21 protein-coding genes are annotated in these 22,903 nt (G+C 40.5%); 13 read left to right on the forward strand and 8 right to left on the reverse strand.

What is annotated here, in order from left to right; genetic code table 11:
• Positions 1–30: 30 nt before the first annotated feature.
• The 4 genes from BM130_RS02445 to BM130_RS02460 form a co-directional block, all read right to left on the reverse strand.
• Entirely contained in the window at positions 31–1,272 is a 1,242-nt protein-coding gene (locus BM130_RS02445; protein ID WP_010526776.1) for an efflux RND transporter periplasmic adaptor subunit, read from the reverse strand.
• A gap of 324 nt (positions 1,273–1,596) precedes the next feature.
• Entirely contained in the window at positions 1,597–5,946 is a 4,350-nt protein-coding gene (locus BM130_RS02450; protein ID WP_010526775.1) for a CusA/CzcA family heavy metal efflux RND transporter, read from the reverse strand.
• 200 nt (positions 5,947–6,146) lie between these two features.
• Positions 6,147–6,536 carry a hypothetical protein gene (locus BM130_RS02455; protein WP_138956846.1) on the reverse strand — a complete coding sequence of 130 codons (390 nt, stop codon included), beginning with the start codon at positions 6,534–6,536 and terminating at the stop codon, positions 6,147–6,149.
• 245 nt (positions 6,537–6,781) lie between these two features.
• Positions 6,782–7,516 (reverse strand): superoxide dismutase, encoded by a 735-nt coding sequence (locus BM130_RS02460; RefSeq protein ID WP_010526773.1) that lies wholly within the window; start codon positions 7,514–7,516, stop codon positions 6,782–6,784.
• Positions 7,517–7,913: 397 nt separating this feature from the next.
• On the opposite strand from BM130_RS02460, the gene BM130_RS02465 reads away from it, so the two are divergent.
• From BM130_RS02465 to BM130_RS02505, 7 genes are all read left to right on the forward strand, one after another.
• A complete protein-coding gene (locus tag BM130_RS02465; protein ID WP_010526772.1) occupies positions 7,914–8,348 on the forward strand; it encodes an SRPBCC family protein in 435 nt (144 codons plus the stop codon).
• Between the two features lie 1,022 nt (positions 8,349–9,370).
• On the forward strand, positions 9,371–9,667 hold the full coding sequence (locus BM130_RS02480; RefSeq protein ID WP_010526770.1) for an ArsR/SmtB family transcription factor: 297 nt from the start codon (positions 9,371–9,373) through the stop codon (positions 9,665–9,667).
• Positions 9,668–9,732: 65 nt separating this feature from the next.
• Positions 9,733–9,963, forward strand: a complete 231-nt coding sequence (locus BM130_RS02485) for a thioredoxin family protein (protein ID WP_010526769.1) — start codon at positions 9,733–9,735, stop codon at positions 9,961–9,963.
• A gap of 86 nt (positions 9,964–10,049) precedes the next feature.
• Positions 10,050–10,478: a nitrophenyl compound nitroreductase subunit ArsF family protein gene (locus BM130_RS02490; RefSeq protein WP_010526768.1), complete on the forward strand. Its 429-nt coding sequence runs from the start codon at positions 10,050–10,052 to the stop codon at positions 10,476–10,478.
• A 9-nt stretch (positions 10,479–10,487) separates the two neighbouring features.
• Positions 10,488–11,186 carry an aromatic aminobenezylarsenical efflux permease ArsG family transporter gene (locus tag BM130_RS02495; protein ID WP_010526767.1) on the forward strand — a complete coding sequence of 233 codons (699 nt, stop codon included), beginning with the start codon at positions 10,488–10,490 and terminating at the stop codon, positions 11,184–11,186.
• Between the two features lie 95 nt (positions 11,187–11,281).
• The gene (locus BM130_RS02500) at positions 11,282–12,598 is read left to right on the forward strand and encodes a permease (RefSeq protein ID WP_010526766.1); all 1,317 of its coding nucleotides are present in this window, start codon (positions 11,282–11,284) and stop codon (positions 12,596–12,598) included.
• A 235-nt stretch (positions 12,599–12,833) separates the two neighbouring features.
• Positions 12,834–13,883 carry a hypothetical protein gene (locus tag BM130_RS02505; RefSeq protein WP_010526765.1) on the forward strand — a complete coding sequence of 350 codons (1,050 nt, stop codon included), beginning with the start codon at positions 12,834–12,836 and terminating at the stop codon, positions 13,881–13,883.
• A 481-nt stretch (positions 13,884–14,364) separates the two neighbouring features.
• Here BM130_RS02505 and BM130_RS15370 read toward each other — a convergent pair whose 3' ends face one another.
• Complete coding sequence (locus BM130_RS15370; protein ID WP_175560415.1) at positions 14,365–14,529, reverse strand: hypothetical protein; 165 nt, start codon at positions 14,527–14,529, stop codon at positions 14,365–14,367.
• 72 nt (positions 14,530–14,601) lie between these two features.
• Between BM130_RS15370 and BM130_RS02510 the strand changes: the two genes are divergently transcribed.
• On the forward strand, positions 14,602–15,813 hold the full coding sequence (locus tag BM130_RS02510) for a cation:proton antiporter (RefSeq protein ID WP_010526764.1): 1,212 nt from the start codon (positions 14,602–14,604) through the stop codon (positions 15,811–15,813).
• Between the two features lie 214 nt (positions 15,814–16,027).
• Here the strand turns inward: BM130_RS02510 and BM130_RS02515 are convergent, their stop codons facing one another.
• On the reverse strand, positions 16,028–16,855 hold the full coding sequence (locus BM130_RS02515) for a hypothetical protein (RefSeq protein ID WP_044138472.1): 828 nt from the start codon (positions 16,853–16,855) through the stop codon (positions 16,028–16,030).
• A 410-nt stretch (positions 16,856–17,265) separates the two neighbouring features.
• Positions 17,266–18,003 carry a DUF6261 family protein gene (locus BM130_RS02520; RefSeq protein ID WP_010526762.1) on the reverse strand — a complete coding sequence of 246 codons (738 nt, stop codon included), beginning with the start codon at positions 18,001–18,003 and terminating at the stop codon, positions 17,266–17,268.
• A 1,018-nt stretch (positions 18,004–19,021) separates the two neighbouring features.
• Between BM130_RS02520 and BM130_RS02525 the strand changes: the two genes are divergently transcribed.
• The 5 genes from BM130_RS02525 to BM130_RS02545 all read left to right on the forward strand — a co-directional run bounded on the left by BM130_RS02525 (position 19,022) and on the right by BM130_RS02545 (position 22,369).
• Positions 19,022–19,441, forward strand: a complete 420-nt coding sequence (locus BM130_RS02525) for a VOC family protein (RefSeq protein WP_010528643.1) — start codon at positions 19,022–19,024, stop codon at positions 19,439–19,441.
• A 125-nt stretch (positions 19,442–19,566) separates the two neighbouring features.
• Complete coding sequence (locus BM130_RS02530) at positions 19,567–20,124, forward strand: transposase (RefSeq protein ID WP_010528644.1); 558 nt, start codon at positions 19,567–19,569, stop codon at positions 20,122–20,124.
• A gap of 610 nt (positions 20,125–20,734) precedes the next feature.
• The gene (locus BM130_RS02535) at positions 20,735–21,439 is read left to right on the forward strand and encodes a TIGR04255 family protein (protein ID WP_010528645.1); all 705 of its coding nucleotides are present in this window, start codon (positions 20,735–20,737) and stop codon (positions 21,437–21,439) included.
• Between the two features lies 1 nt (position 21,440).
• Positions 21,441–21,755 carry a hypothetical protein gene (locus BM130_RS02540; protein ID WP_010528646.1) on the forward strand — a complete coding sequence of 105 codons (315 nt, stop codon included), beginning with the start codon at positions 21,441–21,443 and terminating at the stop codon, positions 21,753–21,755.
• Complete coding sequence (locus BM130_RS02545; protein ID WP_010528647.1) at positions 21,752–22,369, forward strand: hypothetical protein; 618 nt, start codon at positions 21,752–21,754, stop codon at positions 22,367–22,369. The genes BM130_RS02540 and BM130_RS02545 overlap by 4 nt, the downstream gene beginning before the upstream one ends.
• Before the next feature lie 335 nt (positions 22,370–22,704).
• Here the strand turns inward: BM130_RS02545 and BM130_RS02550 are convergent, their stop codons facing one another.
• On the reverse strand, positions 22,705–22,836 hold the full coding sequence (locus BM130_RS02550) for a helix-turn-helix domain-containing protein (protein ID WP_258164881.1): 132 nt from the start codon (positions 22,834–22,836) through the stop codon (positions 22,705–22,707).
• Between the last annotated feature and the right edge of the window lie 67 nt (positions 22,837–22,903).

Genomic DNA, 22,903 nt, shown 5'->3' on the forward strand with positions numbered 1-22,903 from the left:
TCTGACGTCCGGCTTCCGGCCTAAGGCTTGTTAATGTTCGTGACTGGTTTCTTCCTTTTTTAAATCGGCCAAAAGATAGTAGGCATTGTTTAAAGCCACTTTACTGTCTTCGGGTAACTTTTCCATAGGTTTTATTTCTGTAAAACCTCCGGAAACTTTTCCGACGACTACCTCAACCATCCTGAGAGCATAAAGAGGTTCATCCTCATGTTCCGTGGTTGCTTCATCGGTATGTTCATCCTCATGATGGTCATGCTCTAACAAACTTTTGGTGTTTACCGACTCATCCAAAACAAAAATATATGCCTTTGTACCATCTTTCACCACTGCATCATTGGGTAGGCAGTCGGTAAAGATGGTATCGGTTTGTATGCTCCCCGATATAAACATTCCCGGAAGCAGAGAATGAAAATGGTTATCTATGTGAGCGTGGACATGAATAAACCGGGTTTCTGCATCCAACTCTTTCCCAATTGCAAAAATGGTGGCAGTATATTCTTCTTTTGGATTTCCGGCCACGCTAAAGGTCACTTTTTGCCCCTCTTTCAGCAGGTGAATATCTTTTTCGTACACATGAAAGTCGGCATGTAAATGGCTGTTATCGGTGACGCCGAAAAGTACATCCGATGTGTTCACATATGTACCCAACCGCACATTTATTTTATTGACATAACCGTTTAAAGGCGATATCACGGTTACTGTGGGCGATATAATTCCATTTATTACCGCCTCTGGTGACAAGTTGAGCAATTGTAATCTGGCCTTTAACCCTTCAAATCTGGCTTTAAGAATTTTATAATCTGTCTCAACTTTTTGAAAATCTTTACCTGAGGCCACATTTTTTTCGTACAGTTCCTTCTGACGCCGGTATTCCTGTTCCAAAAAGTTGAGTTGCCCCGCAACCTCAATAAAATCTTCCTGTAAAGATATGTAGTCCGGGTGTTCCAATACCGCTAACACTTGTCCTTTAGATACTTTATCGCCCGGAAAAACATTGATAGATTTTACATTACCGCCTATTACCGCTGAAATATCGGCTTCGGCCGACGGGGGTACCTCCAATTCACCGGTAGTTTTCACCAGCGTAGTCAGATTCCGCTGTTGAATGGTCCCCAACTGTAATCCTAAAGCATCTATTTGTCGTTTGGTCAATATAACCATTCCTTCCGGACCATGAAGCACGTGCTCATCATGATGATGTTGTGTTGATTTGCCACCATTGCATGCTATCATAGTGACAAGGACAAGATATATAATCAGTTTACTCTTCATATGTTTAATTTTTTATCAGTTATTACATTTTATTGCCCCGCCGGGTCTTTACAGTGGTGGGGCCTGGTTTTACCTCTCTGTTGCCGCTCCGCGGCTGCCATAACACCCTAACATCAGCACATTCGCAAATCAAGGATTAGATATTTAGATTTTTAGATAATAGATTATTAGTTACAAGGGAAAGTATGAATATTAAAACTGTTACTAAACCAGCACCCACCTCCCTCAATATTAACCTAATAACCCATTAGCCTAATAACCTATTGACCTAACTACCTATTAGCCTAATAACCTATTGACCTAACTACCTATTGGCCTAACGGCCTATGTTCCTAACAGGTAATTTAGCTCTGTCACGAGTTTAAAATATTCATCCAGTCGTCTCAGATATTGCTGACGGGTATTAATAGCCGCTTCCATGTTTTGGATGAATTGCATGTAACCGATATCGCCAAGGTCATAGCTTAGCAGGGCCGCATTCATTTGCTCCTGCGCCAGCGGCAAGGCCTCGTTCCAATAAAAGCGCAGCACGTCGAGAGAGGCCTCACAGCGTGCAGCTAGTTGTTTCCAGGTAGCCTTTACTTCTAATTCTTTCTCTCGATATTGTTCTCCTGCCATTTGATACTGAATCCTGGCAGCTTTGGTTTTTCCCTTCTGGGAAAAGAAAAACAATGGCAAAGAAATTCCGGCCTCCCAGGCGTAAAAACCATCTGTACCATCTACCTCCTGGAAAGTATAACCCAATTCCAGCCGTGGCAAGTATTTCGCTTTTTCGGCTTTCCACATGGCATTGGACAAACGCACCTGTTGCCGGTAATAATCCAATACGGGGACGTAGGCAATAGAATCCCCGGGCGCCAACATACGTGGATAATCAGTAAAATCTTTTTCCGGAACTGCTATTTGTGGCAATGTGGGAAGCATCAGATATTGATTTAACTCATGAAGCGCGGCCATATAGTTACCATGGGCTTCTTTAACATTGACCATTAATTCTTTGTGTTTAGCAGTAGCTGCCAGATATTCCAGTTTAGAAGTCTGCCGGGTTTTATATTTGGTTTCGGCTGCTTCCAAAAACCGGGCATATATGGTATCGAGTTGCAACCATAGCTTCAACTCTCTTTGAGCAATAAGAGCGTTGTACCAGGCCCGACGCACCTGACGCTCTATACTATTTTCAGTTATTCGGCTTTGGGCTTCGGCCAGTTCCAGCTTTTGTTGCTGAAGCTGTCGCCTGGCAGCAATGCCCAACAGGTCAATATCGCTTTGTGATACGCCTACCACATTACGCAGGCCGGCGACATCGTCCGACGCCTCTTCCTCACCGGTAAAGATTGTGGTATTACCCAAATCGAGAGCGGTGGACTTTAAGGCTTTTTGTTTTTCTATATTCATTTGAGCCACCTTAAGGGCCGGATAGTTCTCGCGGGCAAGGTTGATTGCCTGCTCAAGCGTGATTTCACGTTCTTCTTGTGCAGAGACAGGATGATTAATACCCAAAGCCAACACACCGACCAATATTACCACAACTCCTTTATTGATTGTCATTTTGTTCATCTTTTTATTTTTTCGTGATTCCACCATCTTATAAAAAACCGGCAACATCACCAGGGTTAAAAATGAAGAGGTGAGCATCCCCCCTATTACCACTGTTGCCAGAGGACGCTGAACCTCGGCACCGGCAGAAGTGGATATGGCCATGGGCAAAAAGCCCAGAATATCGGTGGATGCCGTTAAAAAGATGGGTCGTAACCGTCGTATTGCCCCCTTTTGTATAATGTCATCCAATGATAATGTACCCTCACGCCTTAACTCATTAAAGCTATTGATAAGTACCAGCCCGTTGAGCACCACCACACCGAACAGCACAATAAACCCTATGCCGGCAGAGATACTAAAGGGCATACCTCGCAGATAGAGCAAGACGATGCCACCCACCGCCGCAAAGGGGATGGACACATAAATCATCAGCGTTTGTTTCAACGATTTTACCGCAAAAAAGACCAAAATAAAAATCATAAATAACGCCAAAGGCACCACCAGTGTCAGCCGTTGAGTGGCGCGTTCCAGGTTTTCAAAGGCACCACCGTATCGGATGTAATAGCCAGGTGGCAACTCCAGTTTTTCGTCCAAAATTTGTTGAATCTCTTCAACCAGGGTTTTGACATCTCTCCCTTCCACATTGACTCCCACATAGGTTGTTCGGTTGGTATTGTCGCGGCTGATTTGCATCGGCCCAGGCTGAAAATCTATATCTGCCACTTCTTTAATAGGTATTTGCTGACCATCGGCCGTTCGCACAAATAAATTACGCACATCATCAATGTCACGGCGATAAGTGCTATCCAATCGCACCACCAAATCAAACATTCGTTCGCCTTCAAATATTACACCTGCCGATTTACCACTAAAGGCGGTCTCTATAACGTCGTTCAAATCCTGAATATTTAGGCCATATTGTCCCAGTCGGGTACGATTGTATTTAACGGTAATCTGTGGTAGTCCGCGTGTGGCCTCAGCTTTCATGCCCGCCACTCCTTTAACCCCGGCAATCAGTTGGGTTATTTCTTCTGCTTTGTTTGCCAGAACCTCCAGGTCATCACCATACAATTTTATGGCAATATCTTCGCGAATACCGGTAAGCAGTTCATTGAAACGCATTTCAATAGGTTGCGAAAATTCATAATTAATACCGGTAAGGATGCTTAGTTTTTCCCGAATCTTTGCAGCCAGCTCCTCCTTAGTTTTGGCCTTAGTCCATTCCTTTTTAGGCTTTAACAAGATAAATACATCACCAATATCTATAGGCATTGGGTCGGTAGGTACATCGGCCACACCTATACGGGTACGTGCCGAAGCCACCTCATCGGGAAACTCTTCGAGCAGCAACTTTTCAATTTTGGTAGAACCTTCAATTACATCTGTCAAAGAAGTTCCCGGCTTCATAAACATATGCATGGCAAAATCACCTTCATCCAGCTGTGGAATAAATTCAGCACCCATACGGGAAAACAAAAATCCACCCACCGCCAGAATTAACAATGCCCCAGCAACCATCACTTTCCCATGCTGCAAGGACCACGACAACATGTGATGATATTTTTTTTCCATCCAGGCTATAATCTTATCCCCCACGGTTTTCTTATCGCTTTTTGGGGCTTGCAACACCAATGCTGACATCATGGGAATATAGGTAAGGCACAACAGCAGCACGCCCAGGACGGCAAATCCAAACGTAAGGGCCATGGGCTTAAACATTTTCCCTTCAATCCCCTGTAATGCCAACACCGGAAGAAATACTATCAGGATGATAATCTGCCCGAAAAACGCCGAATTCATCATCCTTCCGGCCGATTGTGCGGCAATCTTATCCCGCCTGGCTAAAGGTACTTTCTTGCCTATCAACTCTTTTCGGTGCAGATAGAAAATCATGCTTTCAACAATGATAACCGCTCCGTCCACCAAAATGCCGAAGTCGATGGCGCCCAGGCTCATCAGGTTGGCCCATACCCCGAAAAGGTGCATCATAATAAAGGCAAACAACAATGCCAACGGGATAGTAGAGGCCACTATTAAGCCACCACGGACATTACCCAGAAAAAGCACCAGTACGAAAATTACAATCAATGCTCCCAGCGATAAATTTTCAGCCACGGTACTTGTGGTATTTTTTATCAGTTTACTGCGGTCGAGGAAGGGTTTTATCTCGACCCCCTCGGGTAATGACTTCTGAATAAGCGCCATCCGTTTTTTTACCGCCCGTATAACTTCGTTGGAATTTTCACCCTTAAGCATCATGACGATACCCCCCACGGCTTCGCCTTTTCCGTCACGTGTAAAAGCGCCATAACGTATAGGACTGCCATCTCTCACCTCGGCCACATCCCGGATAAATACGGGTCTGCCGTCGACACTCGATACAGGGGTATTCAGGATATCATCCATCGACCGCATCAAACCTTCGCCTCGAATAAAGTTAGCCTGATGATTTTTTTCAATGTAAGCACCACCAGTGTTTTGATTGTTGGCCTTCAAAGCCTGAAAAATATCACCTATAGTGAGGTTCATGCTACGCAGTTTTTCCGGATTCACAGCCACTTCGTATTGTTTTCCGTGACCGCCAAATGAATTGACCTCCACCACACCGGGGACCATAGCCATCTGGCGTTTCACAATCCAATCCTGCATAACCCGTAAATCCATGTCACTGTAAAGCGTATCATAACCTGGTTTAACTTCGAGGGTATACTGAAATATCTCACCCAGACCGGTAGTTATGGGGGCCATAAAGGGTTCTCCCAGCCCTTCGGGAATTTTTTCCTTAACCTCGTTGAGGGCTTCGCTAACCAGCTGACGTGGCAGAAAAGTACCCATGCGGTCTTCAAACACAATGGTTACCACCGATAACCCAAAACGTGAAACTGAGCGTATCTCGCTAACTCCCGGCAGATTGGCAACTGCCAGCTCCACCTGATAGGTCACAAATTGCTCGATATCTTCGGTACTCAGATTGGGAACCGTGGTTATTACCTGAACCTGATTGTTGGTTATATCCGGAACTGCATCGAGAGGTATTCGCGTCATAGACCATAAGCCTCCTATTATAAGTCCCAGAACCATCAAACCTATCAGGATTTTATTTCTTATTGAGAATGATATTATTCTGTCAATCATGTAATAAAACTTTATTTAAAAAATAAGGCTAGTCTACCGCAGCCATGCGTGCGGGCAAGAATTGCATCTGCTCTTTTAGGATAAAAGGCGTACAACAATCCCTTGGCCTTATATTTACCAAAAAGGCTAATTGATGATAATGAAAAAGAAAAATGGATGTAAAGGATGGCCGAAAGAGGAACTACAATTTTTTCGACCCACTAAGCTTGAGGTGGGGCTCTTAGTGTACAGCCGAAAATGCATATTTGCTCCGACCCAAAAGGTTCTTTAAAAAAGAAAGAATAATATGAACCTGATAAACGGGTTAAATCTACTTTTTCTTCAACCTTGCAATTATAATGGGTACTGAAAACCGAAACATGAACCTTTTGTCGAGGGACCCTGTCTTTTCCAAGCAAGGTATTGAAGGCATGACAGTGATGTGTCGGAAAAACGGGTCGATTGTGAGTTGGACCCTCTTCATAGCAACAGGTGGGTGAAGTCTGGTAGCAATCAAAATGATGATTATGAGGGATTACGGCATGAGCCAGTATTATCAGCCCTGCCGATAAAAACAATAACCACCCGTTATATTTACCTTCGGTCTTCACACTAAAAATAATTACCATTAAATGCCGTACCGCAAAAGCGATATTTTTTCGTTGAGGGTAGTGAAAAACTCAATGTGGCAATCTGTGCCACTAATGGTGCCCTGTAATAAACCCAAAATTCACAGATTGGCACAGAGTCTTTCTTCTATCATTTCAACCCTCAAATAATCTCGTGAACGACAAAGATAAAATTAAAGTGGTTTTAACAGAAAATTTATTGTTATTTAGAAAGGTCACCACCAGGTCTACCCTTTCCACTCTCCTTTAATGGCGAGTTCCCACCGGGTGCTGACGGTTTTCCAGTTAACTACTTTCCAGAAATTATCTACATATTCACCCCGTTTGTTTTGGTATTTGAGATAATAGGCGTGTTCCCAAACATCGAGGGCCAGTAACGGAATACCACGCTCAGGGGAAATATCCATCAACGGATTGTCCTGATTGGGCGTTGAGGTAATTTTCAGATTCTTTTCAGCATCCATATAGAGCCATGCCCAACCGCTGCCGAAATGTGATTTGGCCGCATTGCCAAAGGCTTCTTTAAAAGCATCGAATGAACCAAAATTTTTAACCAAGGCATTTAGCAGGCGTGCCGACGGTTCACCACCATTGGGCGACATGTTCTCCCAAAAAAGCTGGTGGTTATAAAAGCCCCCGCCATTGTTACGTATGGTATCACTATATTGTGAAATCTTAGCAAAAATCTGGGGCATAGGCGTTTTGGTCAAACCGGTGCCTTCTATGGCCTTCATAAATTTGGTATAATACCCCCGGTGATGCTTGTCGTAATGCAACTCCATGGTCTGTGCATCAATATAAGGTTCCAGGGCATCGTAGGCATATCCCAATTCGGGGAATAGGTGGCCGCTAAACGAACCGGCAGCCATGGTTGACCCATTGGCATTCCCTTTTTTGCCACCCGGCACACAAGCACCCAAGGCAGCCATTCCCAAAAGCGATAAAAAATGACGTCGTTCCATTCTCTTTTCTTTATTTGGTCGTTTTATTGATGAAATTCAATAAAAGTAACATATTTTCTTCCAAAAATGTTCGGAAAATCAAAAAAGATGTCAACAGAAGAGCCTTGAATTTTTATCCATATAAGGTTTACTTATTTATAATCCATCAAAGGGGAAATTTTACGCCTGCAATCATGCCATTGATAAGTCCCGCTTCTTTCTGCTGCCTCTGCACTTCTGCCATGGACTTTTTTATATGTCCTTGCATTTACAACCTTAATTGGGGCATGCACTTTTCATTATAAACTACTACCTTTACTTTGCTTAGTATTAATAATTTATTTTCCCAAAAGTATTTTCGGGGAAGTCTATAAAAATTACATCCAATTATCATTTCAAAAAATTAAAACCAATAATCATGAAATTCAAGCAAGAAATAGAGATTAACAAACCCAGAGAGAAGGTTATTGCCTATTTTGACAATCCCGAAAACCTGAAAAAATGGATGAAAGGCCTGATAAGCATTGAACCCATCAGCGGTGAACCCAAACAAGAAGGTGCAAAATCTTTGCTGAAGTTTAAGATGGGAAAACGAGAAATGAACATGACCGAAACCATCCTGGTACATAACTTACCGGATGAGTATACCCTCAGCTATGAAGCCAAAGGGGTTCACAACATCGTTAAAAACAGATTTGTCAAACTTTCCGACAACAAAACAAAATATATTGTTGAAAATGAGTTTCAATTCAAAGGCTTTATGAAAATAATAGGCACGTTCATGCCCGGCTCTTTTAAAAAACAGTCGTTAAAATATTTGCAAGGATTTAAGAACTTTGCTGAAAAAAATTGAGGACAGAAACCAGAGGTCAGAGGCCAGATGCCAGAAGTCAGAAGATAAATATAGCCCCGGAGGGGCGACAGATTGGTATCAACGAAATACACCCCAAATACCTGAGCCGCGGAGCGGCGGCACCTATTGATTGAGAAATAGGCTATTAGGATAGCAGAAGCCAGAGGACAGAGGTTTGATATTCAGATATAAGTAGATACAAATAGAAATAAGATAGATATAAATAGAAATAGGTAGTTTGTGCACTGGTGTTTGTCTGTTGCTTCCGGCTTCTGCGTTCCGGCCTCTGGCCTCTGACTTCTGTTGCCGCACCGCGGCTGACGATTAGGCCAATAGGCTTGTAGCTGTTTATATCTTATGTACATTTCAATTATTTCCACTGTGTTACACTGTGACATCCTCTGTGATACTCTGTGTAACTCGATTTTTCACAGTGTCACACAGAGGAAACACAGAGTTTCACAGAGTATTTTTCCATTTATTTCTGGCTTCTGGCTTCTAACCTCTGGCTTCCGGCTTCTGACTTCTGGCTTCTGACTTCCGGCTTTCGGCTTCTGCGTTTCGGCCTCCGGCCTCTGACTTCTGTTGCCGCGCCGCGGCTGACGATTAGGCCAATAGGCTTGTAGCTGTTTATATCTTACGTACATTTCAGTTATTTACACTGTGTTACTCTGTGACCGCCTCTGTGTTACTCTGTGTAATTCGATTTTTCACAGTGTCACACTGAGGAAACACAGAGTTTCACAGAGTATTTCTCCATTTTTTTCTGGCTTCCGGCTTCTGGCTTCCGACTTCCAGCCTCTGGCTTCTAGCATCTGGCTTCTGACCTCTGGCTTCTGCCAAATCATTTTCTCAAATAAAAAATTTATTTTATCTTTGTTCGCTAAATAACGAACAAGGATGACAATCATCCGCTGTGGTCTCCCGAAAATGGTAAAACCATTCAAGACCGCAACAGTTTAAACCGGCAAAATTATTTATTGGAAAAACGCAACATTAAATCATTGCAAATACATTACAGAATGAGTAACGAAGTAATCACCGATAAACAAAAAAAGATGGCCAGATATGCCAAAGCATTGGCACATCCCGTACGATTATATGTGATGGAATTACTTTCGAAGCAAAGTTGCTGCTACAGCGGTGACCTGACCGACGACCTCCCCATCGCCAAATCGACCCTTTCGGCGCATCTTAAAGAATTAAAAAATGCCGGTTTAATCCAAGGGGAAATCGAAGCACCCAAAATAAAATACTGCATCAATAAAAAAGGGTGGGAAGAAGCAAAAAGCATGTTCAAAGAATTTTGGTCATTATAATTTTTTATTACTTTTGTTCGTGTTTTTACGAACAACGAATTATCAACCATATAAATTTAAAGACTATGGATATCAAAGTATTAGGAACAGGTTGCCCCAAGTGTAAAACACTGGAAAAACTCACTCGCGATGCCGTTGAAGAACTGGGTATCAACGCCCAAATCACAAAAATTGAAGACATCATGGAAATAATGAAGTACAATGTAATGAAAACACCGGCCCTGGTGGTTGATGGCAAAGTGGTGGTTAAAGGAAGCATTCCTTCTTATGATGCACTGAAAAAATTATTGAGCTAAAGAATTTTAATTATTTACTGACCATTCCGGGCAATTACTAAAGCCACATAAAATCAATTCATCCAATAACCTAAAAACTTAGACGTATGAAACGAGTATTAAGCACCGTTACCTTTCTCATGCTACTGGCAGTAGTGTCGTTAACGGCTCAGTGTTGCAGTGCCAATGCAAGTAGCAAAAGCAGCAGTACCGCATCCGAAGCGACAGCCAACATTTCTGATGTAAAAGTTTATTACTTTCATTTCACCCGTCGGTGTGTTACCTGCCAGTCGGTTGAAAAGGTGGCCCGGGAAGCTCTGGCAGAAAAGTTTGGCGATGCCGTTCCATTTCAATCGGTTAATGTTGAAGATGAAAACGCAAAATCATTGCTTGAAAAATATAAAGTGAGTGGTCAGGCATTGCTTGTTGTTAAAGGCGACAAAGTGGAAAACCTCACCAACTTTGCTTTCATGAATGCCAGGACCAACCCTGATAAACTGAAAAATAAAATAGCAGAAACGGTTAAATCTCTATAAAAAAGCTCTATGGAATTTTTACAGAGTATTCTGGAAAACACAGAGATTCCGTTCTTTACTGCATTTATTCTGGGGCTGATGACAGCCATCAGCCCTTGTCCTTTGGCCACCAATATTACGGCCATAGGGTTTATCAGTAAAGACATGCAGGACCGACGTCAAGTTTTCTTCAATGGATTGATATACACCTTTGGACGAAGCATCACCTATACCCTCATCGGATTAATATTCTTTTTTGGTGCCAGTCAATTTAAGGTTGCCGGATTCATCCAGACCTGGGGCGAAAAAATTATTGGTCCCCTTCTCATTGTAATCGGCTTATTTATGCTGGATATTATCAAGTTGAATGTACCGGGGTTTAGCTCGCTCACCGACAAGATAGAAGAACGGTCGGGAAAAAATTTCGGGGGTGTCTTGCTGCTGGGTATCCTTTTTGCTTTGGCTTTTTGTCCTTATAGCGGGGTGCTCTACTTTGGCATGCTCATACCCATGACTGTCTCGAGTGTCAGCGGACTCTACTTGCCCATCATCTTCGCCCTGGGAACCGGCATACCGGTGATTATTTTTGCCTGGCTCATCGCCTTTTCTGTCAACTCCATCGGAAACACATACAATAAATTAAAAACTTTTGAAATCTGGTTTCGCCGGATTGTTTCCATCCTCTTTATCGGCGTGGGAACTTATTATACTGTCTTATTATTTTTTTAAGTGAACAGTTACATTTTTTTGCCTTAAATGTTCGTAAAAACACGAACAGTAAATATCTATTGCCATTTAGGAACTTTAAAAACATATAACACATCATGGAACTTAAAAAAGAACTCAAAATTTTAGGGTGGATAATAGCCCTATTTCTGGCAGCCTTTTTTCTGCCGACAGACAGTTCACGTTTTCAAGAGGCCATAATGGCCACCTTAGACCTCTCCAAGTGGTATGCCCGAGAGCATGTAGTGCTGTGTTTATTGCCGGCCTTTTTCATTGCCGGTGTCATTGCGGTTTTCATCAGCCAAGGTGCGGTCATGAAATACTTTGGTGCCAAAGCCAAAAAATGGGTCGCCTACACGGTAGCCTCCGTTTCGGGAACCATACTGGCGGTTTGTAGCTGTACCATCTTGCCCCTATTTTCCAGCATCCACAAACGGGGTGCAGGGTTAGGCCCCGCCATTGCATTTCTCTACAGCGGCCCGGCCATCAATATCCTGGCCATCATTCTGACGGCCCGCATTCTGGGCATTGAAATAGGTGTTGCCCGTATTATAGGGGCGGTATCCTTCGCCATCGTTATTGGCTCCATCATGTCACTCATTTATCGAAAAGAAGAGAAAGCCAAAAAAGAAGAACAAATGAATTTTCCGGATATACCGGAAGAGCGGCCCATGTGGCAAACGGCATTTCACTTTTTCACGCTGGTATTGATATTGGTATTTGCCAACTGGGGAAAACCGGGTGACGATGTGACCAGTGGCGGATGGTACTGGCTATGGGCCAACAAGTGGTATATCACCTCTTTCTTTTCCATTTTGTTGCTCTTTTCACTCATTTTCATCCTTAAGCTACCCTGGCAAAAGGTGTTGGTCGGTGCCATTATAACCGCTGCATCGGCATTTACCACCACTTCACCATTGGTACCAATGGTGGTAGGTATAGCTGCTTTAAGCCTCATAACCTTAACCGACAAACAAGATGTGAATCGGGAATGGACCTTATCGACATGGGATTTTGCCAAACAAATCATGCCGTTATTGGCCCTGGGTGTTGTAGTGGCCGGTTTCCTGTTAGGCTCGACCCACGATGATACGGCCATGGCAGGTATTATTCCCAACCAATGGATTTCCTCACTGGTAGGGGGCAACTCACTATTTTCCAACTTCTTTGCTTCTATTGTGGGGGCATTCATGTATTTCGCCACCCTCACCGAAGTACCTATTCTTCAAGGGTTAATGGCCGCCGGAATGGGAAAAGGACCGGCTCTGGCACTCTTGTTGGCAGGCCCGTCTCTTTCGTTGCCCAATATGCTGGTCATCCGGGGTGTGATGGGCACCCGCAAAACCATAACCTATGTGGCACTCGTGGTGGTGATGGCTACCATTTCGGGACTTATCTTCGGGGCTCTTTTCTAAAAAGCGAAACTATCGCATAACGAGCCTGGCACTCTTTGCCGAAAAATTTTTTAGTGGTTAGTGCTTTATCAGTAGCTATTAGGTTATTAGGCTATTAGGCCATTAGATTGGTGAGATTGAAGGGATTGATGAGATTGAGGGGATTGATGAGATTGAGGGGATTGATATGCTAAACAGCCTCATGACTAATGACAAATCACTAACCACTAACCTTTAATGATAAACTAAGTTAAAAATGAAACGTTTACCCATATTACCCATTCTTTTTTTACTCACACAAGTAGTTACCGCACAAAAAGAAAATGAACTTTTACCCGGGTTAACCCCTATCGTACAGGTTTTCGGGACCGCCAACTACAATGTGGACGATGGTATTGCCGGATATAGCTTTGGCCGCGCCCACCTGGGCTTACAATACCGGTTTAACGATAAATGGTTCGGAAAAATTGTCATCGACCGGGGCAGGGCCACAACCGTAGGCGATATTACCGTCACCGATGACGAGGGTAACACCCTGAATGTGACCAACACCTCATCCGAAGGTAGTTATTATACCATGTGGCTTAAATTTGCCAGTCTGACATGGCAAATCAACGACCATCTCTCGCTGGAAGGCGGGGCCCTCTTACAAAATCACTATATCACACAGGAAAGATTCTGGGGTTTACGGTATGTGGCCCAAACGTTCCAGGACCTCTATTGGCATATCCCCAGCACCGATTTAGGCTTCATGGCGCGCTATAAAATCAATAAATCCTGGGGGTTGGATGTTGCGCTGACCAATGGCGAAGGCCCCAGAATAAAACAGGATAGTGAAGGTGCCTTAAAAAACGCTGTTGGATTGGATTTCATGCCTTCTGAAAGACTACAAACCAGACTCTATTATCATCATTCTCAGGCTGAAAGTTACGACGATGAGGATGAGCAAATGGTTTCGGCTTTCGCAGGATTTACTGCCAATAAAAAACTGAGAATGGGGGCCGAATACAATTACATGAACAACTTTTCCCATCTGGACCATTATAACAGCAACGGTTTTTCCGTCTTTTCCATCTGGTCCGTCAACCAAGCCACCGATATCTTTGGGCGCTTCGACCTCTATAACTTTGAGGTACCTGAAAATACTTCTGACAGCTATGGCACCGACGGAAAGGCCTTGATAGCCGGCATTTCGCACTCACCCGTCAGAAAGGTGCGACTGTCGCTCAACTATCAGGGATTTTTTTATGATGATAATGACCTAAATAGCAACAACATTAATCTCAGCATGGAATACAAGTTTTGAGCTGGATAGTCAGAAGCCGGAAGACAGAGGCCGGAAGACAGAGGCCGGAAGTCAGAAGCTGGAAGATTGACTATTTAGATATAAATAGAAATAATTCGAAATATATTGATATAAGTAGCTTGGGGTAGGAAGCCAGAAGCCAGAGGTCAGAAGCCAGAAATAAGTAGAAATAAATGGAAATATAGTAGATATAAAAAAGCCAATAACCTACTGGCCTAATGACCTATCGGCCTATTGGCCTAATAGTACTCTGTGAAACTCTGTGTTTCCTCAGTGTGACTCTGTGAAAAATCGAGTTACACAGAGTATCACAGAGGATGTCACAGTGTAACACAGTGGAAATAAAAGATTAGATATAAACAACTAAAAGCCTATTGGCCTAATCGTCAGCCGAGGCGCGGCGACAGAAGTCAGAGGCCGAAACGCAGAAGCCGAAAGCCGGAAGTCAGAGGTTAGAATGTAGAAATTATCTGTCCACGAACTATTTATATCTACTTATATCCCCCAAATATTTATCTTCCAGCTTCTGGCATCTGGCTTCCAGCTTCTGGCATCTGGTTTCTGACTTCTGGCTTCTGGCCTCTTTCATCAAAGCAATAGGTTCATTACCATATTTTCTTAATTTTGTGATTAAAGGATAATCCATTCTACCAACTGTGTGCAAATTCAAAGGCACTCAAGAAGGATTTATTAAATAACCATCAACCTCTGTTTACCCATGGATGTACTTCTAATCACCGGCATCATCATTTTCGCAGGCTTTTTATTAGGTGAGCTTGCTGCCAAAATATCACTACCCAAGATATCCGGTTATATTGTAGCGGGAATATTGTTGAATCCCAAAGTTTTTGGGTTGATTCCGGCATCCTTTATTGAAGCGGGTACCCCACTGGTTAATGTATCGTTGGCAGTAATAACGTTTCACATTGGCGGGTCATTATCGTTTGAGAAGATAAAGCGCGATGGTCGCAACTATTTTATCATGACGTTAGGTGAATCGATATTGGCCTACCTGTCGGTGGGATTATTGGTTTTCGTCACGGTAGAGTACCTCTTTCACTTGTTTGACTCCGTTTATTTATCCCTGGCATTGAGTGTGATATTGGCCTCATTGGCGGCCCCTACCGACCCCTCAGCCACGTTGGCAGTGATAGGCGAATATAAGGCGAAGGGTCCGGTGAGTTCAACGGTATTAGGCATTGCAGCATTTGATGATATTGCCGGGATAGTCCTTTTTACCTTATCGGTAGCCTTTGCCAAAATATTGATGGGTAACAGCGATGCCTCGTTGATATATACCCTGGGGCAAATGATAGTAAACATCGGGCTGGCCATTGGCATGGGCATAGCTTTTGGTTTTTTACTGAATCTGTTATCCCGTTTTTTTAAACGCGAAACAGACGGAGGATTAATTGTGTTAATTCTTGGGGTGTTGATGCTTTGTTACGGCACTTCGTCATATTTGAGGGTGGATGAGTTATTATCGACTCTGGCCATGGGCGTGACCGTGGTGAATTATAACACTCAGAATGACAAAATCTTTTGTGTGGTTGAGCGTTATACCGAAGAGTTGATATTTGTTATCTTTTTTACCCTTTCGGGGTTGCATCTGGATGTTTCATTACTCTCGGGCAACGTGGTATTGATGGTGGTATTCATTCTGGCACGTGCCATAGGAAAATATCTGGGCATTGTATCATCCTCGTCGATGCTGAAGGTTTCCCCGACGGTGAAACGATATACTGCCGGCGGATTGTTACCGCAAGGTGGAATTGTTATTGGACTGGCGCTATTGGTGGCCAAAGAAAGTGAATTTCAACAGTTGTCATCCCTAATCATGACCGTAGTCATCGGAACCGCTATTATTCATGAATTGGTGGGTCCCGTAGCCTCTAAGTTCTCGCTGAAAAAAGCCGGAGAAATAAAATAACAGGCGATTAGGTCATTAGGCTAATAGGCTATTAGGTTATTAGGCGGATAGGCAGGTGGGTGAATGTTAGGAAGGCAGTAGTGAAACGACGATAGATATATAATATGAGAATAACCTAAAGCAGTTAATAAAGATACAACGCTGTTTATAATCTCTGGTCTATCTAAAACCTTTAGGTAGAAACATTTTACACAGATATTATAAATATCCCAAATCATCTTATCAAATGACCACTCATTTTCAATCCCAAATCCTTATAAGCAAATAAGGGAAGGTCATATAAATCACCCATAAGTTTATAAATTTTAGTAGAGCATTCTATTAAATTGGATAAATTACTGGGATTAACAAGTTGAATACCCAATGATTGGGCAGCACCTAAAACTCGACGGTCTGCAACACAACATAATTCTCCCGGAATATTCTTAAATATCCTTTGGCACCGTAGCTCACGTAAAATTAATGGAATTTTCTTCAAAATTTTTTCATTAGGTAATTTCCCCAACCCTCTAACACTTCGTAAATAAGTCATAAATATGGTATAATCACTTCGTAGTTTTGATATTTCAAGTTTATTAATTATTGCATCCCACTTAGTAGCCAAAACATGAATACTTCTAAAAGTATCTTTGCGAAAACTAATTTTATATCGTGGTTCAATTTCATATTGTAATTGACTATAAATTAATTCAGCCGATTGTTGTCGTAGATTAATTTCACTCAAATAATTGCTTTCTTCCAGCCAATAGGATGGTTTATCTTTTCCATTAATTTTCAAATAAGAGACCAAATTAACTGCATTCTCCCAAGGTCCTGTCCTAGACCATCCAAGAACCAAAACAAATAACAAAAACAGGTCGTCCTCTTTTGCTAAATCAAGAAAAATTTTACGTCCTTCAGAATCTCTCAAGTTAAAATCTTTAACCCACCCCAAATACTCATTGTTCTTTCCTATATTGACATATGGTAATTTTTCTGAATGTTTCAAGAAGTTTTCCACAAGGCGATGAGCTATCTTTTTTTCCTCAATACTAACAAACATAGTTTTCCTCCTTTTAAAATAAAACATTAAAATCTAAATTTTGATGAATTAAAAACTCCATTTTCATGTACAACCTATTCCAAATTTTTATGCATTAAATTTTAATATAATGTTTCAGCATTTCCAACGTCAACCATATTTTTATTAATATTATACTTTTAAAGGCCAAAAACTTAAAATCGTACACTACCGATTCAGTGTTCAACATATTTTTTAAACAAATATTCCAGATATTCCATTCCAATAATTCAAATAGGTCTAAAAACCCTAATTTTATTCTGTACAATTTTGTGAATGTCTCTGTGAAACATTTCCAAAGGCGCTATCAAAAAGGGTAATCCCACAAACCTGGGACTACCCTTAAAGTTTTTTGCCTTAACAGGTTAAACATAAAAGAATAAAAGAGAACATTAATTTTGCCCGGGTTCAACTTCCTCTTCTTCCTTACCGCGCCGTGTTTGGGCGGCACGCGCTATTGCCATGGTCTCGGTAATCAGTTGGTTTAGGTCACGAATCAACTGATTAAGAGTTTCGTTCTCTTCGCTTTGTGCCATCAAATCCACCATGGCGTAAAAGTTACGTAAAGCCTGTTCCAGAGGCTTACGCGTTTCGGTGAGCGTAACCCGGTCGGGAATGTTGCTCACACTGCTAATCTTGACCGCTGTAAAGGCTTCCTGCGCCTGTTCCAGCTCTTCGAACCACGGTGTAGTAGCACCTATGGCATCCATTTGTTCGGCATGTTCCTGCTTTAACTCCTCTATCATATTGGCATGCAGAGCCGTTTGTTTCTGGTAACCCAAATTCCAGCTGCTCCATCCGTACTTACGAATCACTTCCAGAATTTCTTCGGCAGGTTCCGATACCGACGCATCACGCCGATGGGTGCAAGCTTCCACATAGCCTCTGAAAGCTAAAAAAGCCTCATCACGTTCACTATCTCTAAGGGCTTTCTCTTCGGTGTACGGGTCTTTGTCATCCCTCTGAAAACCCCTAGAGAAATCCTGGTGGCAACTCTCCACATTGGACAGGAAGGTGGCCAACGGACCCTCCGGCAGCTGTGCCGACTTGGCCAGCGATATAGTTCCATCCGAAAGGTTATACAACTGGCCGGGGGTCAACAGCGAATAGTTTATTGACTTAATATTCATACACCTTATATTTTTTTATTAAGGCAAAAAACTTTCAAGACCAACAGAAATAAATCTTAAAGACGACTCCGGTCGTTGATTATCGACTTAAAATTTTTTAGATTCAATTTCGGCCGTCAATTTTCGGCCTGTAATTTTACAGATTCGATTTCGGCCGTCAATTTTCGACCTGTAATTTTACAGATTCATTTTCGGCCGTCAATTTTCGACCTATAATTTTACAGATTCATTTTCGGCCGTCAATTTTCGACCTATAATTTTACAGATTCATTTTCGGCCGTCAATTTTCGACCTGTAATTTTACAGATTCAATTTCGGCCGTCAATTTTCGACCTGTAATTTTACAGATTCATTTTCGGCCGTCAATTTTCGACCTGTAATTTTACAGATTCATTTTCGGCCGTCAATTTTCGACCTATAATTTTACAGATTCATTTTCGGCCGTCAATTTTCGACCTGTAATTTTACAGATTCGATTTCGGCCGTCGATTTTCGACCTGTAATTTTACAGATTCGATTTCGGCCGTCAATTTTCGACCTATAATTTTACAGATTCATTTTCGGCCGTCAATTTTCGACCTATAATTTTTTAGATTCGATTCCGCACCAATCTGCCTAAATAGAATGCAATAAACCAAAAACCGGTTTATTAAATGCAACCTCTTAATGCCGGGAATTATCCTATTACATCAAAGAGCTTTGTAAATTATTATCTTAACAAACACCCATAAACAACTCATCAACATCCCTTCCACCTTTGCATAATTGAATAATTCACAGTCTTAAAATTAATAATCGGAAACACTTTTGTCAACCATTTTTTCACCGAAATTCCGGTTTTACAACGAAACCTTCCAACCCGCAACCAATTGAATCAATAAAAAATGACCCTCTACCATTGGAAGGGATATTTGAAAATTTTAAATACTTAAGAATGTTTACATTAAGGTTAGTATAAATGAATATTCCAAATACTTTTTGTAAGTTGCACCCTTAGAAACAAAAAAATATCAACGATATGGCACAGGGCAAAAAAGGGACCAGCAACAAATCAGGTAAAACCCCTAAAGTAACCGGTGTTGGGGGCATATTTTTCTATTGTGAAAATTTGGAAGAAACCCTAAAATGGTATTCTGAAAATTTAGGCATTGAAATAAACGATTGGGGTTTCTCAAGTTTTGAAAGCAGAGATATAAACCATCCGGAACAAAAAAACACCCTTCAATGGAAACCTTTTAAGAAAGGCGACGACTATATATTGCCATCTAAAAAGGATTTTATGATTAATTATCGGGTACAGAATATAGAGGAACTCGTAGAAAAACTCAAAAAAAACGGCGTTACCGTGCTTGACACCATTAAAACCTATGATTACGGAAAATTTGTTCATATTTTAGATAAAGAGGGCAATAAGATTGAATTATGGGAACCTATCTAAACTATCACCAAAACAATACCGAAACCAACCTGTAATCTGAATAGATTTCCAAAAATTTTAAATTTGTATCTATGCCTCAATTGGGTTAGGGGTTTTTCGAAAGAATGGTCCTTCAAATTGAGCAGATGGAAAAATTTCGGAACAAATACCGCAGCGACACGGCCCGCGCCCGGTTTTGGGATTACGGTTGGAATGCAGCCTATTTTGTGACCATTTGTACCAAAAACAGGGAATGTTTTTTCGGTGAGGTGGTGGATGGCCGGATGGAATTATCACCCATCGGACACATCGCCAATTCGTGTTGGTACGAAATACCCAAACATTTTCCGTTTGTGGAATTGGGGACCCATGTCATCATGCCCGACCATGTCCATGGTATTATTATCATCAATAAACCGGATGATGGCCGTAATCATGAACCGATGGTCGGGGCGCCGGGTGGGACGCGTGTTAGGGTCGCAAGATTTTGCGACCCTAACAGCGGCCCCAAAAATCAATTCGGACCACAATCCCAAAATTTGGCATCTATCATTCGGGGTTTTAAAATTGGCGTCACCAAAAACGCCCGAAAAATCAATCCCGATTTTGCCTGGCAATCCCGGTATCACGACCATATTATCAGAAACCAAAAATCGTTTTATAACATTTCGAAATACATCATAAACAACCCATTGAATTGGTAAGGAAATAAATTTCATCCTTGACATGAATTAACCCCTTTGCATTCGGTAATTTGGCAGTATATTTCCGGTTGATTTTTATATATAATCCTGTTATATCTGATTTCCGGCTTCCGGCTTCTGGTTTCTGGCCTTTAAACACCTATGTCTACCCTCTGACAAATAGAGGAACAACCATTAATTTTCTTTCATAAAAAGACCTTGCAGTTGGAATGAAAAAACCAACTCTTTTTATAACGAGAACCTATTTTTTGAAAATTTGGCTTTTCAACCATCCCCCAATTATCCACATTAATTCTCTATGCGATTAAATCCATTCACAATACTAATTTCTAAAAATCCACCTATGAATGAAGGCAGATCCTTTTTAAATCATTTACCTTTTGCCTATCTGTACTTAATATACCAAAATTGATATTGAATTGTAAGTCCTTCATAAATAGCTTTGCTTATTAAATAATAGAATTCCCAAGGGCAAATGTATCCCGCTATTTTATCAAAAATATTGTGGTATGCAATATGCAAGGAAAGGCATCACATTCAATACAATTAAAAATTTATTTATTCGTTATCTTAATAAAAAGAATTATTTTTGTGAGAAAATAAGAACAAAATGAAATTACCAAAAGCAATATATCCGTGTCCTATTTTGGACGCATTGGTTGAGATAAGATTTTCTACAAAGATTCATCCTAGTGCTGTTTTTGGTATGATTTTTAATGTACTTAAGGGTGATTTTCCTAATGTTGAAAACTTGCCAATTTTACAATTACCTGAAGCTGTTAGAGCAACCGATCCTAATTTTAAATTTAAACCACATTACCGAATCTCAAATGAAAAATTTGTAATTCAAATTGGCCCAAATGTACTAACTATAAGTTCATTTCCTAAATACACAGGCTGGAAAGAATTCTCTGAACAAATTTTTAGGGTACTAAATAACGTTGAAAAAGTAGGCATAATAGATTCTGTTATTCGAATAGGGATCCGTTATATAAACTTCTTCGATAATAATATTTTCAAAGATATTGAATTAAAAATTTGTATTAGAAATAAAGATATTGAATATAAAAATACAATTGTAAGAACAGAAATTGAACAAGGAGATTATAAGAGTTCATTGCAAGTAGCAAATAATGCAAATTACAAAAATAAACTAGGTTCTATCATTGATATTGATACATTTACAGAATCAAATTTAAAAGACTTTTTTGCAAATAAAGAAGAAGTGATTTCTAGGGGACATGCTAAGGAAAAGGAACTTTTTTATAGTTTATTAAATGAAAATTTTCTAAAAACACTTAATCCAACTTACTGATATGCTATCAAATTTAAACACATCTCTATCAAATCTCGCCATTTGGGCAACATTTAGTTCTAGTGTTGTAAGTATTAGTCTTGAAGGAGAAAGTTACTTAACTCCTCAATTTGATGTTAAATTTGAACATCATGTAAATATTGCTGATTGGAAAGATAATGCATTCAATCAATCATTTGACTATAGCTTTCACAACGAAGAAATTGAAAAGATAAACACAATAATTTCATTTACCAGAAACTTATTAAAAAATTCAAAAGACATTGATAATGAATTTGTTGAAATTGTAAGTTCTAATTTCTGGGATTTAATATGAGATTAGATGATTTTAAATTGTATTTGCCTAAGTTCTTATCAGATGAATCTGACAAAGAACTTTTTAATTGTTTAAAGGATTTTCCTAATAATATTGACACAAGACTTTATACTAACTACTTATCGGATACAAATGTTATTTATCAAGGTGATGGAATAAATGACATGTTAGTTATTAATTTACCGGATACTGAAATTAAACCTGTTCCTAGCATGATTTTATCAAATACTTGTGACATTGATTTAAATAATGTTAGAAATTTTCCATCACAGATAGTTTATGCCCCAATATTTAACTTAGAAAAATACCAACAGGCTCTATATAAAAATTCAAAGAAGAATGAAGAACAAATTAATTCACATATTCAATCAATAAAAAAACAAGAAATCACACAAATTTTTTATTTACCCAAAATTGAAGGTAAACTAGATGATTCCATTGTATTCTTCGATAGGGTTTGTAATTTCCCTAATAAATTAATTTCAAGAGAGAACCTAAAAGAGAAAAGATTATTTACATTAAGTGATTATGGATGTTATCTTTTCCTTTTGAAATTGTCAATCCATTTTACTAGAATTCGAGATAAAGTTGAAAGAAAAAGTGTAAACATTTAATACGCAACTAACCCAATCTAGATTACGAAAAATTTGTGGGTATTCAGGTATTATCCTTCCTCTCTGTATGACTTTTAAATTCACACCCCAATATTTCCCAAAACAATTAGAATCTCTTCTATTTGTTTTGAAACTTTTTTACCCCCTTATTTCACTTTTTCTAAAACAAAATTATAAAGGCATATTCAGAGCTTAAACCAGTTCTGTCATGAGCGGCTAATAAACGAATACAATAACACATCTTAGGGGTACGGAAAGTAAGTGACGACTCTGTAATTTCAACTCTTTCCGGTAATTTTTCAAATAGTTTCTGAAAATATCCACTATGGAACCATTCAGTTAAATTTTTCTCTGTATTGGGACGGACTCATTCCTTCTCTTTTTTTGAAAAATCTGGAAAAGTAAGGCGGGTACTCGAAGCCCAGTTCGTAAGCCACTTCCGACACAGATTTGTTGGGGTCTAACAAAACAATTATTTTTCAGACAGTTATATATCTACTACAAGACTGCACATTTTGTTTTCGGGTTTACCAA

Source organism: Thermophagus xiamenensis (assembly GCF_900112795.1).
Taxonomy (GTDB): Bacteria; Bacteroidota; Bacteroidia; order Bacteroidales; family Marinilabiliaceae; genus Thermophagus; species Thermophagus xiamenensis.

Bases quoted from the DNA above. Each gene is read 5' to 3' on its own strand.
- BM130_RS02490 (WP_010526768.1), top strand. From the start codon at position 10,050: ATGAAACGAGTATTAAGCACCGTTACCTTTCTCATGCTACTGGCAGTA.
- BM130_RS02530 (WP_010528644.1), top strand. From the start codon at position 19,567: ATGGAAAAATTTCGGAACAAATACCGCAGCGACACGGCCCGCGCCCGG.
- BM130_RS02525 (WP_010528643.1), top strand. From the start codon at position 19,022: ATGGCACAGGGCAAAAAAGGGACCAGCAACAAATCAGGTAAAACCCCT.
- BM130_RS02500 (WP_010526766.1), top strand. From the start codon at position 11,282: ATGGAACTTAAAAAAGAACTCAAAATTTTAGGGTGGATAATAGCCCTA.
- BM130_RS02545 (WP_010528647.1), top strand. From the start codon at position 21,752: ATGAGATTAGATGATTTTAAATTGTATTTGCCTAAGTTCTTATCAGAT.
- BM130_RS02540 (WP_010528646.1), top strand. From the start codon at position 21,441: ATGCTATCAAATTTAAACACATCTCTATCAAATCTCGCCATTTGGGCA.
- BM130_RS02480 (WP_010526770.1), top strand. From the start codon at position 9,371: ATGAGTAACGAAGTAATCACCGATAAACAAAAAAAGATGGCCAGATAT.
- BM130_RS02485 (WP_010526769.1), top strand. From the start codon at position 9,733: ATGGATATCAAAGTATTAGGAACAGGTTGCCCCAAGTGTAAAACACTG.
- BM130_RS15370 (WP_175560415.1), bottom strand. From the start codon at position 14,529: ATGGATTATCCTTTAATCACAAAATTAAGAAAATATGGTAATGAACCT.
- BM130_RS02465 (WP_010526772.1), top strand. From the start codon at position 7,914: ATGAAATTCAAGCAAGAAATAGAGATTAACAAACCCAGAGAGAAGGTT.
- BM130_RS02450 (WP_010526775.1), bottom strand. From the start codon at position 5,946: ATGATTGACAGAATAATATCATTCTCAATAAGAAATAAAATCCTGATA.
- BM130_RS02445 (WP_010526776.1), bottom strand. From the start codon at position 1,272: ATGAAGAGTAAACTGATTATATATCTTGTCCTTGTCACTATGATAGCA.
- BM130_RS02520 (WP_010526762.1), bottom strand. From the start codon at position 18,003: ATGAATATTAAGTCAATAAACTATTCGCTGTTGACCCCCGGCCAGTTG.
- BM130_RS02495 (WP_010526767.1), top strand. From the start codon at position 10,488: ATGGAATTTTTACAGAGTATTCTGGAAAACACAGAGATTCCGTTCTTT.
- BM130_RS02460 (WP_010526773.1), bottom strand. From the start codon at position 7,516: ATGGAACGACGTCATTTTTTATCGCTTTTGGGAATGGCTGCCTTGGGT.
- BM130_RS02535 (WP_010528645.1), top strand. From the start codon at position 20,735: ATGAAATTACCAAAAGCAATATATCCGTGTCCTATTTTGGACGCATTG.
- BM130_RS02510 (WP_010526764.1), top strand. From the start codon at position 14,602: ATGGATGTACTTCTAATCACCGGCATCATCATTTTCGCAGGCTTTTTA.
- BM130_RS02505 (WP_010526765.1), top strand. From the start codon at position 12,834: ATGAAACGTTTACCCATATTACCCATTCTTTTTTTACTCACACAAGTA.
- BM130_RS02515 (WP_044138472.1), bottom strand. From the start codon at position 16,855: ATGTTTGTTAGTATTGAGGAAAAAAAGATAGCTCATCGCCTTGTGGAA.